Source organism: Klebsiella sp. WOUb02, from assembly GCF_050058015.1.
Classification (GTDB): domain Bacteria; phylum Pseudomonadota; class Gammaproteobacteria; order Enterobacterales; family Enterobacteriaceae; genus Klebsiella.
The window spans coordinates 400763-417422 of sequence record NZ_CP170111.1; the positions used below are offsets into that span (position 1 = coordinate 400763).

The following is a 16660-nucleotide window of genomic DNA, read 5'->3' on the forward strand; positions in this document are numbered from 1 at the left end:
TATGCCGATGACACGCCATCATTTTCACTCGGCTTCGCCCTTTACCCTGGAGAACGGTTCGGTTCTCCAGGGCATCGATATTGCTTACCACACCTACGGCACGCTGAACGCCGACAAATCCAATGTTATCTGGGTATGCCATGCCTTGACGGCGAGCTCGGAGGTGGTCGCTTGGTGGCCCGGACTGGTCGGCCCTGGGAAATGCTTGGATACCGACCGCTGGTTCGTGATCTGCGCCAATGTGCCCGGTTCGCCTTATGGTTCTAGCAGCCCGCAAAGCCTTAACCCGGCGACCCGCCAACCTTATCTGCGGGATTTCCCCGCAGTGACCATTCGCGATATGGTTTTCGCGCACAGCCTGCTGGCCAGCCACCTAGGAATAGACAGTATCTTTTTATTGATCGGTGGTTCCATGGGCGGACAGCAGGCGCTGGAATGGACTATCCAGGAACCCCAGCGGATACGGCAGATGGTGCTGCTGTCTACCAATGCCGTCAGCTCGCCCTGGGCGATTGCCTTCAATGAAAGCCAGCGGATGGCTTTGCTGGCCGATAAAACATTTAACGGTACAGACCCCAACGGCGGCTCTGGGGGATTGCAGGCGGCCAGAAGTATCGCCCTGTTGTCTTACCGTTGTTTCGATACCTATATCCACACCCAATCAGAAAGTGAGCGCCATAAAAGGGAGGGCTTCCTGGCCGCCACCTATCAGCGCCATCAGGGGGAAAAATTTATCCGGCGATTCGATGCCTATTGTTACTGGTGTTTGCTGAGCGCCATGGACAGCCACAATATCGGCAGAAACAGAAATACACCGGAAACCCTGCTGGCAAAGATAACCGCACGGACCCTGATTATCGGTATCAGCTCCGATAACCTGTTCCCGGTCAGGGAGCAACGCTATCTGTCAAAGCATATACAAAATGCCCAGTTTACCGAAATTAATTCACTGTACGGCCATGATGGTTTCCTGACCGAGGTGCGGACGCTGGGTAAATATATTTCCCGTTTTTTATCCAGTCAGCATTGTCTGCCGGCAATAACGTAGGGGACCGGAAGGCAAGCAGTACCGATGGCCTGGAGAGTATAGGAACTAAGCAGCCTGGCGGCTGCAAATCGAAGTATGGCAGAATATGCACGGAACTGAGGCGCTCCTGTGAGCCGCCATTCCCGGAGGTCAGTTTACCGTCATCAAGATAATCCGCGATATGGCGCAGGATGGTGGTCTCATGGATAAGCTGGGACTCCGCAATCATGGCCGTGGATCAGCCCTGAGCAGAAAGGAGCACGCAGCGAATTCTATCGCGGACGCGGCGGTCACGACTTTGTCGGTGCTGAGCCTCAAGGGCTGCTATCTGTTCAGGTGAGAGTCTGATGTTCATGGCTTGAGCATGATCCCGTGGAAGCATGAAATCAAGCAGTTTCAATGATCACGGGTATAGCTCGTTTTGGTGGGATATTTACAGTGAGACGGAGCGGACAGGCGCAGATCGTCAGAGTCTGCCGATGTGTGTTTAGAGACTATCCTAATATGTATTAGTCGCGACTTGATCTGACACTGAGCCTTGAAAGGCTGAGAGTTACCGGTTTTGATATGGGTGTCAAATCCTTATACAAAACGCGAGGTAACTCTCATGCTTTATACTAACAATCCCATCATCAAACACAAAGCCGGCCTGCTCAATCTGGCCGAAGAACTCGGTAACGTTTCAAAAGCCTGTAAAATCATGGGTGTGTCACGCGACACCTTTTATCGTTATCAGGAGCTGGCTGAAGAAGGCGGTATTGACGCGCTGATTAATCAAAACCGCAGAGTCCCTAACCTGAAGAACCGCGCCGATGAAGCCACTGAACACGCGGTTGTTGAGTATGCCGTTGAGTTCCCGGCTCATGGTCAGCACCGGACCAGTAATGAACTGCGTAAAAAAGGCGTGTTTATCTCCGGCAGCGGCGTGCGCTCCATCTGGCAACGACACGACCTGGAGAACTTCCGTAAGCGCCTGAAGGCGCTTGAGGCAAAAGTCGCCAGAGAAGGCATCGTGCTGACCGACGCTCAAATCGCAGCGCTGGAGAAGAAGGCGCTCGATGACGAGGTCAGCGGTGAAATCGAGACGGCACATCCGGGGTATCTGGGATCGCAGGATACCTTCTGCGTGGGCAATCTGAAAGGTGTGGGCCGTATCTACCAGCAGACGTTCGTGGATACGTACTCAAAAGTGGCGCACTGCAAGCTGTATACGACTAAAACGCCGATCACTGCCGCTGACCTGCTCAATGATCGCGTCCTGCCGTTCTACGAGTCTCAGGGACTGCCAATGCTGAGAATACAGACCGACAGGGGGACGGAGTACTGTGGCAAAGTGGAGCAGCATGATTATCAGCTTTATCTGGCCATCAACGATATCGACCATACGAAAACGAAGGCGATGTCTCCGCAGACGAACGGTATCTGCGAGCGGTTCCATAAAACTATTTTGCAGGAATTTTATCAGGTTACGTTCCGCAAGAAGCTCTATGCAGACGTGGAAAGCCTGCAAAGGGAGCTGGACAACTGGTTGTGGCATTACAATAATGAGCGAACTCATCAGGGGAAAATGTGCTGCGGGCGTACGCCAGTGGCGACTTTACTTGATGGAAAACGGGTCTGGGCAGAAAAAAATCTGAACCAGATTTAATCTGACAGACACCTGTATAAATAACCGGTAACTGTCAGATCAGGTCTGAGCTAGTACACCTTATGTTCACGGCGTGGTGGAGCGATAGCGAACGAAGTAGGGCAGCGTCGGGGTATCCCCATCATAACCATAAAGGTGTGTTGCCACGCTTGAAATGACCACGATCAACAACCTATTTGACCGCTTCAATTTTAAACTCGTCGGGATAACACTTACCGCTCATGGGCACCTCTTTTTAAGCCATTTTAAATGACTCTGAGGGGTCTGTTAAACCCGTGGCGATTCAATTCTCCAGCGAACCCGGTAGCGGTGTAAGTCCGAACAAGTCATTTGAGATTAGCGGGACGATCTTCGTGTCCAAGTAATTATCTACTTGGTTCATCATCGTATAAAACGCTTCACCTCGGGAATCGGCTACATAGGCGTCTTCAATATTTCCGGTATACGTGGCGTAATCTGTGTACCCAAATGTGACAAAAGCTCGCTTTACTGTATCGAACAGAGCATAGCCAACAACACCTTCCTCCGCTTCTTTTTCATGCAGAGTTTCTACAATATTTTCAATCGATTTTAAGATTTTTTTCTTCTTCATTTCTTCCTTCTCGTCAGGCGGTGAGGGGCGATACCCCCGCCCTGTAAAACAGGAGTAGTCTCGGGATAAGTACGGGTTATCAGGCCATGCCAAGCCGATTTTGACTAGATCCTTATTGGCTTCCGGGTTAACACTTTCACAATGGCTGTAACGAAAATCGCTGAGTAATATATCGGTACGAATATTAGCCCAATTGCGATCAACATTATTCCTATGGATAGCATCAGTGCTATGGTACTGTCTGGCGATGTCAGATTTATCCATCCTTTTGATAATCCAATTATAAAATCCTTTTCTTGTAGTCTAGCGTAAATCCAAGATGCCCCAGTTAACACTGAGCCTAACCAGAATGAAATCCAGCAAATTGCTGATGTAAAAGGAATAATGTTGTATTGCATGGGCTACCCTTAGCTTTTGTACATAAATTGCGCAAATCTATTCTTTGAGACAAAGAACCGCTTCCATTAAGCTATCTCGCGAATTCAGATAATAAGTGCAACGCTCGGTCATGTGGATGGAGGGACGGTTAGCTGCCGATAAGCTATCCTGCTCTTCCGACCAAAGATGAGCGAGTCACTATGAAATATCAGCAGCTAACCGAAGGGTTACGATACCAGATAGCCCTGTTGTGTGAAGATAAAGTGAGTCAGGCAGAGATTGCCCGCCGCTCAGGCGTCAGCAAATCAACGGTCTCGCGGGAACTGCTTCGCAATCGTTCTGTAGATGGCTACCAGCCAGCCGCGGCACAGAAGCTCAGTACCAGCCGCCGTAAAGCGGCCGGCAAACGCAGGATGCACGAGGATACGGTCTTCTTTGTTGAGGCTGCGCTAAACTGGCTGTGGAGTCCGGAACAGATCAGCGCCGTTGGCCGTATCATCGCAGGCCGGTTAGTCACGAGTGGATTTACCAGCATGTTCAGGCTGATAAAGCCAGTGGCGGCGAACTATACAGGCTCCTCCGGCAGGGTAAACGCCGCTATCGCAAAGGCTATGGTAAAAAGCGAAGTCCGATACCTGACGCCGTATCCATCGAGCAGAGACCGGCCGTTGTTGATGCTCGTACCCGACCGGGTGACCGGGAAGCGGCTCTGGTTCCGGGTAAACAAGGCACCGGAGCCATCGTGACGCTGGTCGAGCGTAAAAGCCGTATTTATCTGACGAAAAAGGTGTTTTCGAAAGATTCAGCCGAAGTGGCCACAGCCATTATCTCGATGCTGAGCGGCTACAAAGATGTCTGCCATACCATCACGTTCGACAATGGCGGGGAGTTTACTCAGCACAAAGAGATCGCAGCGGCCCTGGAAACGGAAACCTGCTTCGCTCACCCCTATGCTTCGTGGGAACGTGGGCTAAATGAGAATACCAACGGGCTGTTGAGGCAGTTTATCCCCAAAGGAACTGACCTGACAGCAGTGACGGATGATGAGCTCCGCAAGTACCAGGGAGCACTGAACAGCAGGCCACGAAAATGCCTCGAATTCCGGCAGCCTTCAGTGGTCTTTGCAGAGTTAAGAAAGGCGGCTTAGCGTTGCACTTCGAACTTGAATCCGCCTCTTGCTTGTCAGTTTGAACTGCCAGCCATCCGCTGAAAACCTGAAAAACAACCAGAAAAAGCACAAATCATCACCAGCCTGCGGAGCACTGGCTTACCCTGCGGCATATGAATCGAATAGTGGGTAAATTTCAGCCACTTCATTCCGGGGTAGGTCTTTACGATGGTAAATTTATAGTATACCTCTGAGTCACCTGCCATTTCGGCGTCCGAACCCACTAATGTGACCACATTAGTGATACCGTCATTAAAATGACCATCTAAGTGTTACCACGTCGTGTAAAATTCGAATATTGGACTCCTTGCTCTTAATTCCTTAGACTGCAACGTTTCCAAACGCCAAGGAAGGAACACATTTACCAATGAGATTAGCGCAAACATCCGCCGCACTACTGTTTACACTACTGCTTGCAGGCTGCCAGTTCCATAAGGCTAAGTTCCCGCCGCCTTATATCGGAACCCCGCAAGAGATCAGTACCTATGAAGTTAAAGGACTGACGTTCGTTACTACCGTAAGCTTCAGTGGCCTGTTCGCCGAAAACCTTGTGCATGAATACGCGGAAAAACATCACTACCGTTATTACGTGGTGACGATGCGTAACAACGGTTTTAGAAACCGGGCCGGGCGAATGAGCGCCATGATGTATCGGTAAGAGGCCTGCCTGTGTACGCTCTTACGCATCACAGGTAAAAAACCCGGCATTTGCCGGGTTAGTCTTTCCTATTGAATCGGATATATCCTAAATAATAAAATACAATGATTCAGATCACATTATTTAGGTTAATATCCATACGTTGTTAATTTTTTTGTTATGCTTTTATTACACGCCCAACGTGTTAATTCCTTAGACCTACTCTTGGTGTGGCATTATGACTGTATGAAAAGGAAGTTTTACCCCCCTGAGAGATTGATGGAACAATCTGTAAAGGATTAAGCTCAGGGTCTTTTAAAATTCTATCACTGCCCCGCAATTAAGACCAGTTAAGGTATGTAATTATTTTTAAACATCCATGACATATCTTTACAACCTACCACTGCCTTCATCTCTTGTATTGCCCTGCTAACAATCAGGTCGTGACGCAGACTTAGAGGCTATCCCAATAGGTGCTTATTCCAGACAATGACACCGCAGACAAAATGCAGCATGGCTTCGTAGTTCCCGACTTTTTTCTCCCACCGCGTCAGTATCCGCCGGAACCGGTTCATCCAGCTATGCGTTCTCTCCACTACCCAACGGTGCGCTTTAAATTCTGTCGTTCTGAGGGCTTCTGACTCCTCTTTCCGTGACTGTATATGAGGTTCATACCGACGAAGCTTCAGATATGCCGCAAGCCATTCGGCTTCATAACCTTTGTCCATACACAGTCTCAACCTTTTACCGGGTCGGCCCGTCTGAAGTGCATCAGGCGTCTCTGCAACTAACCGGATATCGTGAGTATTGGCTCCGCTGACAACGACTGAGAGTGGCAGACCGTTACCATCGGTCATCAGACTGCGTTTTACTCCCTGTTTTCCCCGGTCAGTGGGGTTGCGCCCCGTTTTTTTGAGCCTGAAAGCGGCGATTTTGTCATGCAACCATCCATCGACAACCATGACCAGTCAATGGCATCAGGCTTCTCACAGGCCAGCAATCCGTTCTGCCAGAACCGCTCGAAAACGCCGGCATCCCGCCACTCCTGGAAACGACGATGGGCTGAGCTTGATGAGCAAATACCTGTCACATTCAGCGCATTCCACTGACACCCTGTTCTGAGCACGAAGAAAATGGCGTTCATCGCGGCACGATTATCAACACGCCTGCGATGCGTGCCCAACGGATGGTTGGTCTTGTGTTCCGGGAGCAGTGGAGCCATTTTTTCCCAGAGTTCATCGCTAATCTGCCATTTAATGCCTGCCATGCTTTTCCCTCATCAATTACCGTAACGCAGTATACTGCAATGCCTTTTGGGATAGGCTCTTAGTGTTGTTGTACTCTTCGCGAATTCAGATAATAAGTGCAACGCTCGGTCATGTGGATGGAGGGACGGTTAGCTGCCGATAAGCTATCCTGCTCTTCCGACCAAAGATGAGCGAGTCACTATGAAATATCAGCAGCTAACCGAAGGGTTATGATACCAGATAGCCCTGTTGTGTGAAGATAAAGTGAGTCAGGCAGAGATTGCCCGCCGCTCAGGCGTCAGCAAATCAACGGTCTCGCGGGAACTGCGTCGTAATCGTTCTGTAGATGGCTACCAGCCAGCGGCAGCCCAGAAGCTCAGTACCTGCCGCCGTAAAGGGGCCGGCAAACGCAGGATGCACGAGGATACGGTCTTCTTTGTTGAGGCTGCGCTAAACTGGCTGTGGAGTCCGGAACAGATCAGCGCCGTTGGCCGTATCATCGGCAGACCGGTTAGTCACGCGTGGATTTACCAGCATGTTCAGGCTGATAAAGCCAGTGGCGGCGAACTATACAGGCTCCTCCGGCAGGGTAAACGCCGCTATCGCAAAGGCTATGGTAAAAAGCGAAGTCCGATACCTGACGCCGTATCCATCGAACAGAGACCGGCCGTTGTTGATGCTCGTACCCGACCGGGTGACCGGGAAGCGGATCTGGTTCCGGGTAAACAAGGCACCGGAGCCATCGTGACGCTGGTCGAGCGTAAAAGCCGTATTTATCTGACGAAAAAGGTGTTTTCGAAAGATTCAGCCGAAGTGGCCACAGCCATTATCTCGATGCTGAGCGGCTACAAAGATGTCTGCCATACCATCACGTTCGACAATGGCGGGGAGTTTACTCAGCACAAAGAGATCGCAGCGGCCCTGGAAACGGAAACCTGCTTCGCTCACCCCTATGCTTCGTGGGAACGTGGGCTAAATGAGAATACCAATGGGCTGTTGAGGCAGTTTATCCCCAAAGGAACTGACCTGACAGCAGTGACGGATGATGAGCTCCGCAAGTACCAGGGAGCACTGAACAGCAGGCCACGAAAATGCCTCGAATTCCGGCAGCCTTCAGTGGTCTTTGCAGAGTTAAGAAAGGCGGCTTAGCGTTGCACTTCGAACTTGAATCCGCCCTCAGCATCAGTCACGATGACGACCCTGGCACCTGGATTAACGGCATCGGCGAGAGCATCAAGGAAAGCGTTTTGTATCTTTGTATTTTGCTGTTTTTCTGACGGGACTATCCAGCTTAACAGGGGGATCGAACGCCCGTCGCACAAAAGGCTGGCGCGGAGGACATGATATTCTTGGGATGGATAGCCACTCCAGTCAACAGCAATAACGCACAAAGATAAGTGACTCGTCAGCATTGAAATAATGTTCTTAAAAATCTGAGGGATATCCCGATGGAGAGAATCATTTCCCAGCAAGCTATCAACGCGTTTTATTTTATTTTTGACCTGAGCCATGCCGGGTAAATGACGCCAGATGCTGGTCAGCGTCAGAGATGCGCCATTGATGAGTGCAATGGTGGCATCCAGCAAAGCATTTTGTCGGTATTTGTGAAAGGGAGCTAACGCATCACGGAAGAAATTCTGACATACTTGGAGAACAGGCATAGAAGTGATCTCATTGAATTGGTTGCACAAATCAGTAGATCACAAAACTCTATGCCTGTCTTTTTTTACCCGCTCATTGCTGGGGATTCCTCAGTACATACTGCGGGCTGATTTGTTTAACTTCATGTCCATGATTAATGAACTGGCGGGCCCAGTAATTTGCGCTGCCACACGCTTCCATTACAATACGGGATGACGGCTGCTGAGCAATAAACGCCATCAGTTTTTACCGGGTGATCATTTTGTTAGCTTTCTTCTCACCCTGCGCAGAAATGATATGAACCTGAAAAACTCGCTTTGCCAGATCAATTCCGATAATTTGTTCCATTGGACACCTCTTTATTTTGCTGTTGGTTTGCACTTACAGCATGGCTCACTGAAGCCGGTATGAGGAGGTGTCCATTTCATTAGCGCCTAATACCGCTACACTTTTGCCAGCCCATGTTGTCCTCCGGGGTATGGGGGTTGATGGTTTCCATGAAATGGCGAACTCTTCTGGTCAACCTTCCTTAGCGGAGAATGTCCTGCGTCACTCCCCGCTAATTTTAAAGCGAACGATGCTGAGCACCGTTATTTATCACCTCGACAGAACCTACCGAAATATGGTGTTGGTCTTATTAGCGCTGATCACTGGGTTAATCAGGCTTATGTTCGGGTGGCAATAAGAACGGAAGAGGCTTTGATGAGTGCTATAACACGAACGCCCTCAGCCAGCTCTAAAACTTCACAGCTCTCATTAGTGATGACGGCCACAATTTCAAATCCGGCATCAGCTTTTACATGAACGGTCGCATTTACCGCACCTTCCGTTACCTTGCTCACCTCACCAGCAAACTGATTGCGGGCAGAGAATTTAAGTCCACAATCTTCGGTCGCCAGAGTAACCCAAGGAGCCTTGACCAGCGCGATGGCTTCTTTACCCGGAACCAGCCCCAACGCATCTTTACTGCCTGATGTAACTATGGCTATCAGCTTTGCGCCGCCTGCCAGTGTTAATTCGACTTCATCGTTAACGGCACCGTGTTCGGTCGAGCTAACTATCCCGATGAGCTGATTACGAGCTGAAATGGCCATGTTGCCTCCTGAGGGCGTGATAAGCAGTTTGTTATAGCAAGTCTTTCCCCTCTCGGCTATACCTTTTCTTTATCATGGTTATTTTTCAGTGGCACAACAGGATTAGAGTCTATCCAATAGGATTTTATTCCAAACAATGATGCTGCATGCAAAATGCAGCATCGCCTCGTAAGGGCAGGCAGACGGTCATGTTTTTCAATTTGCAGCCGTCAGGCTGCCCTGTTCAAATGACAAAGCTTCTCCACGCCAAAATCGACTTACGATTGACTCTTTCTGTGGTTACGGTCGCGGGATGCGAAACGTTGAGTTTGCGCCCCAGGTTGCCACCGTCAGACTGCCGTCAGGGGCTTGCGCCAAACCCACCGGACTGCTCAGGTCATCAGCGATAATCGTACGTCGTCCATTGCGATCTATCCGGCTAACCGTCGTGCCACCATAGTCAACGACATAGGCGGCATCTGTCCCTGCCCGTACGATCGGTGCGTGTCAAGGTAGTTGTCGCCTCAGTTGATTCATGCGGCCCGCGTTTCCCGCTCCGGATTCAGCCACACTTCTTCCTGCCGGCTCCAGTTTCGCGTTGCCCCTGACCAGCGGTGCGGATGCTGCTTTTTCGCGGCCTCGTACACCGATTTTCGCTGTGACAGAAGTTGACGGTCTTCGCCTCTGTGCCGCTGACCCGGCGTCACATAGCGGATACCGCTGTGCCGGTGCTCTTCGTTGTACCAGCCGACGAAGCCTTCCACCCAGGCACGGGCCTCTTCCAGCGACGCGAAGCCCTTCTCAGGCCACGCCGGGACGTATTTCAGCGTCCTGAACAGCGACTCCACGTGGGCGTTGTCGTTGCTTACCCGTGGCCGGCTGTGCGACGCGGTTATCTTCAGTTCCGCAAGCTTCACCTGCAGCACCTGTGACTTCATGGGGGCCCCGTTATCCGCATGCAGCACCAGTGGCTCCTGCCAGCAACGCTCGCTCAGCACTGTCCGCTTTACCAGCTCTGCCGCATATTCCCCGCTTTCTACCGGATGCACTTCATAGCCCACGATTTTGCGGCTGAACACGTCTTCTGTCAGATACAGGTAGAACCAGTGGCCCGCCGTCAGCGACTTCAGCCACGTGATGTCCCACGACCAGACCTGGTTCGGCGCTGTTGCCTTCCAGGTCGACAGCGGCCTGCTTTGTGGAGCCTGCTGACGTCCCCGGTGACTGACTTCGCCGTAACGCCGCAGTACCCGGTAAAACGTCGATTCACTGGCGATGTAACGACCTTCATCGGCCAGCACCGGGACGATTTGTGCCGGTGGCAGACTGGCGAACCGGGGTTCATGACAGACAGCCAGCACCAGCTGCTCCTCTTCAGCGCTGAGCCTGTTCTTCGGCACCGGCCGGGGGGCAGCGGGACGCCGGTCATCAGAGTCTGCGTTGCCAGCGCTGGCGAGTCCGTTCGCTGATACCCACACACTGACAGGCTGCGTGCTGCCGGGCGCCGGCATCAAGGGCTTCCTGCACCATGGACATCAGCTGTAATCTGTCGGCCGCGGGTGTCATTCGTCCTCGCGTTCTTCGGCGAAGAACGCCTTCAGCTTTTTTTCCAGAATGAGCAGCGCCGCGGCTTCAGCCAGCGCCTTGTCCTTGCGGGCTATTTCACGGTTAAGTTGCTGAATTTCTTTTTTCTGCTTTTTAATCAAGGCTCTTTCTTCACGCTGACCGGGCTGCATAAATTCGTCCCTCCACTGCTGAATTTGCTCAGGATAAAGACCTTTACGGCGACAGTATTCAGCCACAGCATGAGCAGAAAGCGGTGCGGTTTCAACGAGAACGGCAAAGCGGGCGTCCTGCGACCATTCTGGCGTTGACTGACTTTCCGCTACACGAACGCCAGCCTGAGTACGCCAGGCATAAAGCGTATTGGCCGGGATCCCCTCAGAACGGGCTAACTGAACGACCGGTTGATTATGTGGCGGCATCATTCTGGCGATCAGAGCGGCTTTACGCTCAGGTGAATAAGTGTTCATTATTGTCCTCTCCGGCCCCCGGAAATTTTTCTGTCAGAGGCGACAACTACCCTGACATGGGGGGATACCAGGGAAACACCGCCCTCGATGTTGCTCACCAGAAGGTCCCCATTGGGAAGTTCTACTGCACCCACAGGGGCTTGCAGTTCTTCGGCAACCACTTCGATCTTGCCATCAGGCTGTGCAGCCAGGATTTGGTTGGTCCGCCTGTTGCCGATTAGCAACCGGCCACGTGTATCGAAGGATAAGCCTGTTGGCGTTGCCAGTCCACGGATGAAGACGCACCAGCGGTAGTACTCAATCTTCGCCTGCAAAGCATCTGCGGATTGGCGCATTGTCTCGATCTCAGAAAGAACTTCTGTCAAATGTTCTTCCAACATCTTGCGACGATCGGGAACCGTCGCGTACCCGGCGCCACGTAGTCTTGAGAACGTCAGCATTTGCCGATTGTCATGTTCGTTGTCCGTAACCGCAGCAGGAATTCAATCCAGGCCATGTCCGATGCTGAATATTGCCTCTTCCTTCCTGGTGACCGAAAAACGTGGGTTTAATCGGGCGCTCCACAATCATGACCGAGCGTTGAACTTCGAACTTGAATCCGCCAAGCACAGATTCGGTTATTAAAAATAATATCGGTGCTGCCTCCACAAAGGCGGTGTGACTGAACCACACGTTCAGCCGCGGCCTACGAACGGCATATTGGTTGCCATAATGGTCATATTCAACACATTGGCGGACAGTGGAAGAGATGCCATATAGCAAACCGCGCTGGCCACATGTTTGACATCCATCATGGGTTCAGCGGCGGTTTCTCCGTTCGCCTGCAAAACACCTTTCGTCATGCGTTGCGATAAGTCAGTAAGCGCGTTGCCAATATCAATCTCACCACATGCGATGTTGTAGGTCCGCCCATCCAATGCCAGACTGCGGGTTATTCCCCGCACGGCATGTTTACTTGCCGTATAAGGCGCGGTAAACGGACGCGGCGTATACGCCGAAATAGACCCGTTGTTAATAATCCTGCCGCCCTGGGGATTTTGCTTTCTCATTAAGGCAAAAGCGGCTCTTGCACATAGCAGGATCCCGGTGATATTGGTATCAACCGTATTTTGCCAATAGGTTAAATCAAGTTCGTCAATGGGAACGGCCGGCGCATTAACTCCGGCATTATTAAATAAAACATCTAATCGATGGAATGTCTCTTCCGTAATGGCGAAAAGACTCCTGACGCTTTCCGGATCTCTTACGTCGGCGGAAACCGCAATGGCCCGATCGCTTTTAGCGCCCAGAAAGGAAATCAACTCATTCAGCGGTTCGATTCTTCGCCCGACCAGTACCAGTTTATATCCGGCCTCGAACAACCCGATAGCGGCAGCTTTTCCTATACCGCTGCCGGCTCCGGTAATCATTGCGATTTTATCGTTTATCTCACTCATTTTTCCACCCGTAACCATTAATTGAAAATCCGTAAGATGCTTAATAAAAAATCAACACAACGGAATACGCCGTCCGGCAGCGTATTCCGTCAGTATTCCGCCGCTTATTTTTCGTCAAACGGCACACCTCCACGCGACTTGTTCTCCTTTTTAGTTTCAACAATGCTGACAACCACTATATTGATGTCTATGGAAAAGGAATCGGCAACAGCGTCGGCGATTTTCTTCATTAACTGTTTTTTCTGTTGCGTTGTGCGGCCCTCTGCTGCATAAACAATGACTTCCGGCATAATTAATCCTCCACTTTTTATCGCCTCAATTCTATTTACCCACATCTCTGCTCGGTGACATATCAATAGGGCAATCATCCTGATCCAGTTGCAGTGCAATATACATCAACAATCGTTCATCAAAGTTATCCAGGTTAAGCCCTGATATTTCCGAAATCCTATTTAACCGGTAATCCAGAGTATTTCGGTGTACGTACAATGCGTTCGCGGTTAGCGTTGGATGAACATTATTTTTAAACCATTCCTTCAACGTCCGCATTAACAGGCCGCGAGAATCCTGGGTCTTAAGTTTTGACAATGGCAACACCAGCTCCTTGACCTGCCAGTCGCCTTGCAAACTATTCAGCAAAACGGGTAACATCAAATCAGAGTAAAAATAGCATCGATTAGATGGCTTATGTTGTTTCCCCACTCTCATGGTAATGCAGGCGATATGCCAGGAACGCGCAATTCCCCCCGGGCCAGAAAAGTAATTACCGAATGCAATGCGCACATTCAATCCATTATCTTCCATCATATGTGAAAACAGTTTGTTAAGACGATGGTGGTGCTCCTCAGGATCCCAAACGCCTTGCAGATTCAATGCGGGGTGAAGTACCACAATTTCAGTCAATGACACAATGGCTATTAAATTTTCTCTTTCTTGTGTATTTAGCAGCACCGTTGACTGTTGCAGTTCGTTCATCACATCGTCAAGCCGACCATTGTCTACTTCGATCAATATGGCTACGCGAGGCTTATCAACATCAATGCCGAGTTGCCTCGCCCATTTGCCAGTTTCTGGTAAGCTCTCCTCAGCATGAATAAGCTCCAGCACCAGTTTTTCACGTATGCGTTGATGATGGGTCAGCATATGCAGCAACCGGGTCTGTTCAAGCATCATCTCTGCCGTCATGCAGACCAACTCGCCATACTGACGTAATTGGGTGGGGTTACCGGTTAAACCAATCACGCCGACGATGTTATCATCCATCCTGAGCGGTAAATTAACGCCAGGGTTCACGCCTTGCAGATATTTAGCCATACCTCCGTCAATATCAACAAGCCTTCTTTGCATAATTGCCAATAGCGCGCCTTCATGTATTGTACCGATTCGCGCACGATCACTGCTGCCGATAATCCGCCCTGCTGAATCCATAACGTTGACATTGCCGCCAATGATTCGCATAGTACGGGACACTATTTCTTGTGCTAGTTCTTTATCGAGTAGATACGTTAGCATTGAAGTATTTACTCCTTATGACGCTATTGGATATTTTTCAAAAAAACACTGTACCTTTTTAGGATTAATGACCTAATCTTTGCTAAAGATTGCTCTGAATAATAATTTATAGGAGTTATTATTCCTTTATATGATCTCTTGATAATTTTATTACTGCTGCAATATTGCGGGCGGTTATGCGTACGTTGCTCGCGGCGTTGCTCAGCGCCTCTTCCAGCGAACAGATGTTGTACAGCACGCTGAACACCGCATCCAGACCGTGGTCGTGCACCACGCCAACGTCCGCCGTCAGGCTCCCCGCTATCCCGATTACCGGCTTCCCGTGACGCTTCGCCACTCGCGCCACCCCGATCGGCACCTTCCCGTGGATCGTCTGGCTGTCTATCCGCCCCTCGCCGGTGATCACCAGCGAGGCGTCGCGCACCAGTTCGTCTAGCCCCAGCGCCTCGGTCACGATTTCGATGCCCCGCCGCAGCTCCGCCCCGCAGAAAGCCAGCAGCGATGCCCCCATGCCCCCCGCCGCGCCAGCGCCGGGCTCCTGCTCCACATCGACGTTCAGATCCCGCCGGATGATGCAGGCGTAGTGCCGCAGCGCCTCGTCCAGCTGTTCTATCATCGCCGCCGTCGCTCCTTTCTGCGGCCCGAACACCGCCGACGCCCCCAGCTCGCCGGTCAGCGGGTTGGTGACGTCGCACGCCACTTCAAAACGGCATCCCCTGACGCGGGCGTCCAGGCCGCTGACGTCGATACGCGCCAGCCGCACGAGCTCCGCCCCGCCGTGGCCGATCGATTCCCCCCGCTCATCCAGCAGCCGCGCCCCCAGCGCCTGCACCATGCCCGCGCCGCCGTCGTTGGTCGCGCTGCCGCCGATGCCGATGATGCAGTGCCTCACGCCGTGATCCAGCGCGCTGCGGATCAGCTCTCCCGTGCCGTAGCTGGTGGTCAGCAGTGGGTTGCGCCGCAGAGCCGGTACCCGCTCCAGTCCGCTGGCCGCCGCCATTTCGATGAACGCCGTCCGCTCATCGCCGGACAGGCCCCAGAACGCCTCGACAGACTCGCCCAGCGGGCCCGTGACCCGCACGCCGACTATCCGGCCCTGCGTGGCCGCTACCATCGCCTCGACAGTGCCTTCCCCACCGTCCGCCACCGGCAGCCTCACGTAGCTGGCCTCGGGAAACACTTCGCGGAAACCCGCCTCGATCTGTACTGCCACGTCCTGAGCGGACAGGCTTTCTTTATAAGAATCCGGTGCGATTACTATTTTCATACCACTACCCGTGTGTTGCTGAATTGGTGCCAGTCAGAATAATCACTCCGCCAGTCGGGCGGGCCCCTGCGTCCCCGCGCGGACCCGCCCCGGCGACTACCGCGTCACTTCCACTTTGGCCAGCTTCTCGTAGTAACGCACCAGCGCGCTGTGGTCGGCCACGCCCAGTTCGTCGGCCCGCAGCGCCTGCATCATCTCCATCACCGCCGCGGTCAGCGGTAGCTGCGCTCCCACGCCGTGCGACGTATACAGCGCATTGGCCAGGTCCTTGATATGCAGGTCGATGCGGAACCCCGGCTTGAAGTTGCGGTCCAGCACCATCGGCGCCTTGGCGTCCAGCACCGTGCTGCCCGCCAGCCCGCCGCGGATGGCCTGGTACACCAGATCCGGGTTCACCCCGGCCTTGGTCGCCAGCACCAGCGCCTCGGACATGGCGGCGATGTTCAACGCCACAATCACCTGGTTGGCCAGCTTGGTGACGTTGCCCGCACCGATGTCGCCGGTATGCACCACCGAGCCCGCCATGGCCTTCAGCACGTCGTAGTAGCGCTCGAACAGGGCTTTATCGCCGCCGACCATCACCGACAGCGTGCCGTCTATCGCCTTAGGCTCCCCGCCGCTCACCGGAGCGTCCAGCATGGCCACGCTCTTTTCCGCTAGAGCCGCCGCGATGTCCCGGCTGGCCAGCGGTGCGATGGAGCTCATGTCGATAAGCACCGTGCCCGGTTTCGCCCCGTCGGCGAGGCCGTTCTCGCCCAACGCCACCTCTTTGACATGCGGCGAGTTCGGCAGCATGGTGATGATGATATCTGCCTGCTCCGCCACCGCTTTTGGCGTGGACGCCGCCGTGGCCCCCGCAGCGACGACTTCGTCCACGGCCTGCTGATTTCTGTCCATCACGACCAGCGCATAACCCGCCTTCAGCAGGTTTTTGCTCATCGGTTTCCCCATGATCCCCAGACCGATAAAACCAATTTTCATCGCGATACCCTCTTACTTGT

At 52.4% G+C, this 16660-nt stretch carries 12 protein-coding genes and 5 pseudogenes; 5 read left to right on the forward strand and 12 right to left on the reverse strand.

Annotated elements, in window-relative coordinates:
• The first annotated feature begins 1 nt into the window (after position 1).
• Positions 2-1048, forward strand: coding sequence for a homoserine O-acetyltransferase MetX (gene metX, locus ABOC21_RS30035; protein WP_426815709.1), 1047 nt, complete (start codon positions 2-4; stop codon positions 1046-1048).
• 586 nt (positions 1049-1634) lie between these two features.
• Positions 1635-2675, forward strand: a complete 1041-nt coding sequence (locus tag ABOC21_RS30040; RefSeq protein WP_426815710.1) for an IS481 family transposase — start codon at positions 1635-1637, stop codon at positions 2673-2675.
• A gap of 283 nt (positions 2676-2958) precedes the next feature.
• Here the strand turns inward: ABOC21_RS30040 and ABOC21_RS30045 are convergent, their stop codons facing one another.
• On the reverse strand, positions 2959-3531 hold the full coding sequence (locus ABOC21_RS30045) for a hypothetical protein (RefSeq protein WP_426812642.1): 573 nt from the start codon (positions 3529-3531) through the stop codon (positions 2959-2961).
• Between the two features lie 314 nt (positions 3532-3845).
• Between ABOC21_RS30045 and ABOC21_RS30050 the strand changes: the two are divergent.
• Positions 3846-4792 (forward strand): annotated as a pseudogene (locus tag ABOC21_RS30050) (IS30 family transposase).
• 388 nt (positions 4793-5180) lie between these two features.
• Complete coding sequence (locus tag ABOC21_RS30055; protein ID WP_426815711.1) at positions 5181-5471, forward strand: hypothetical protein; 291 nt, start codon at positions 5181-5183, stop codon at positions 5469-5471.
• A 440-nt stretch (positions 5472-5911) separates the two neighbouring features.
• Here ABOC21_RS30055 and ABOC21_RS30060 read toward each other — a convergent pair.
• A pseudogene (locus ABOC21_RS30060) lies at positions 5912-6717 on the reverse strand (IS5 family transposase).
• Between the two features lie 220 nt (positions 6718-6937).
• Between ABOC21_RS30060 and ABOC21_RS30065 the strand changes: the two are divergent.
• Complete coding sequence (locus ABOC21_RS30065; protein ID WP_426815873.1) at positions 6938-7846, forward strand: IS30 family transposase; 909 nt, start codon at positions 6938-6940, stop codon at positions 7844-7846.
• A gap of 29 nt (positions 7847-7875) precedes the next feature.
• Here ABOC21_RS30065 and ABOC21_RS30070 read toward each other — a convergent pair.
• The 10 genes and pseudogenes from ABOC21_RS30070 to garR all read right to left on the reverse strand — a co-directional run.
• Positions 7876-8358 (reverse strand): annotated as a pseudogene (locus ABOC21_RS30070) (IS4 family transposase); the annotation flags it as partial.
• A gap of 94 nt (positions 8359-8452) precedes the next feature.
• A pseudogene (locus ABOC21_RS30075) lies at positions 8453-8686 on the reverse strand (IS110 family transposase); the annotation flags it as partial.
• A 317-nt stretch (positions 8687-9003) separates the two neighbouring features.
• Positions 9004-9432, reverse strand: a complete 429-nt coding sequence (locus tag ABOC21_RS30080) for a TOBE domain-containing protein (RefSeq protein ID WP_426815712.1) — start codon at positions 9430-9432, stop codon at positions 9004-9006.
• Positions 9433-9944: 512 nt separating this feature from the next.
• Positions 9945-11444, reverse strand: a pseudogene (locus ABOC21_RS30085) (IS3 family transposase).
• Positions 11444-11884, reverse strand: coding sequence for a hypothetical protein (locus tag ABOC21_RS30090; RefSeq protein ID WP_426815713.1), 441 nt, complete (start codon positions 11882-11884; stop codon positions 11444-11446). Before ABOC21_RS30090 ends, ABOC21_RS30085 begins: the two are co-directional and overlap by 1 nt.
• A gap of 234 nt (positions 11885-12118) precedes the next feature.
• Entirely contained in the window at positions 12119-12880 is a 762-nt protein-coding gene (locus tag ABOC21_RS30095; RefSeq protein ID WP_426815714.1) for an SDR family oxidoreductase, read from the reverse strand.
• 104 nt (positions 12881-12984) lie between these two features.
• Complete coding sequence (locus ABOC21_RS30100) at positions 12985-13170, reverse strand: tautomerase family protein (RefSeq protein WP_426815715.1); 186 nt, start codon at positions 13168-13170, stop codon at positions 12985-12987.
• Positions 13171-13201: 31 nt separating this feature from the next.
• Positions 13202-14392, reverse strand: a complete 1191-nt coding sequence (locus ABOC21_RS30105; RefSeq protein ID WP_426815716.1) for a sugar diacid recognition domain-containing protein — start codon at positions 14390-14392, stop codon at positions 13202-13204.
• A gap of 118 nt (positions 14393-14510) precedes the next feature.
• Positions 14511-15659, reverse strand: coding sequence for a glycerate kinase (locus tag ABOC21_RS30110; RefSeq protein ID WP_426815717.1), 1149 nt, complete (start codon positions 15657-15659; stop codon positions 14511-14513).
• Between the two features lie 96 nt (positions 15660-15755).
• Positions 15756-16646, reverse strand: a complete 891-nt coding sequence (gene garR / locus ABOC21_RS30115) for a 2-hydroxy-3-oxopropionate reductase (RefSeq protein WP_426815874.1) — start codon at positions 16644-16646, stop codon at positions 15756-15758.
• Positions 16647-16660 lie beyond the last annotated feature (14 nt).

Excerpts from the sequence above, each read along its gene's own strand:
- metX (WP_426815709.1), top strand. The coding sequence starts at position 2 with ATGCCGATGACACGCCATCATTTTCACTCGGCTTCGCCCTTTACCCTG.
- ABOC21_RS30040 (WP_426815710.1), top strand. The coding sequence starts at position 1,635 with ATGCTTTATACTAACAATCCCATCATCAAACACAAAGCCGGCCTGCTC.
- ABOC21_RS30045 (WP_426812642.1), bottom strand. The coding sequence starts at position 3,531 with ATGGATAAATCTGACATCGCCAGACAGTACCATAGCACTGATGCTATC.
- ABOC21_RS30055 (WP_426815711.1), top strand. The coding sequence starts at position 5,181 with ATGAGATTAGCGCAAACATCCGCCGCACTACTGTTTACACTACTGCTT.
- ABOC21_RS30080 (WP_426815712.1), bottom strand. The coding sequence starts at position 9,432 with ATGGCCATTTCAGCTCGTAATCAGCTCATCGGGATAGTTAGCTCGACC.
- ABOC21_RS30090 (WP_426815713.1), bottom strand. The coding sequence starts at position 11,884 with ATGCTGACGTTCTCAAGACTACGTGGCGCCGGGTACGCGACGGTTCCC.
- ABOC21_RS30095 (WP_426815714.1), bottom strand. The coding sequence starts at position 12,880 with ATGAGTGAGATAAACGATAAAATCGCAATGATTACCGGAGCCGGCAGC.
- ABOC21_RS30100 (WP_426815715.1), bottom strand. The coding sequence starts at position 13,170 with ATGCCGGAAGTCATTGTTTATGCAGCAGAGGGCCGCACAACGCAACAG.
- ABOC21_RS30105 (WP_426815716.1), bottom strand. The coding sequence starts at position 14,392 with ATGCTAACGTATCTACTCGATAAAGAACTAGCACAAGAAATAGTGTCC.
- ABOC21_RS30110 (WP_426815717.1), bottom strand. The coding sequence starts at position 15,659 with ATGAAAATAGTAATCGCACCGGATTCTTATAAAGAAAGCCTGTCCGCT.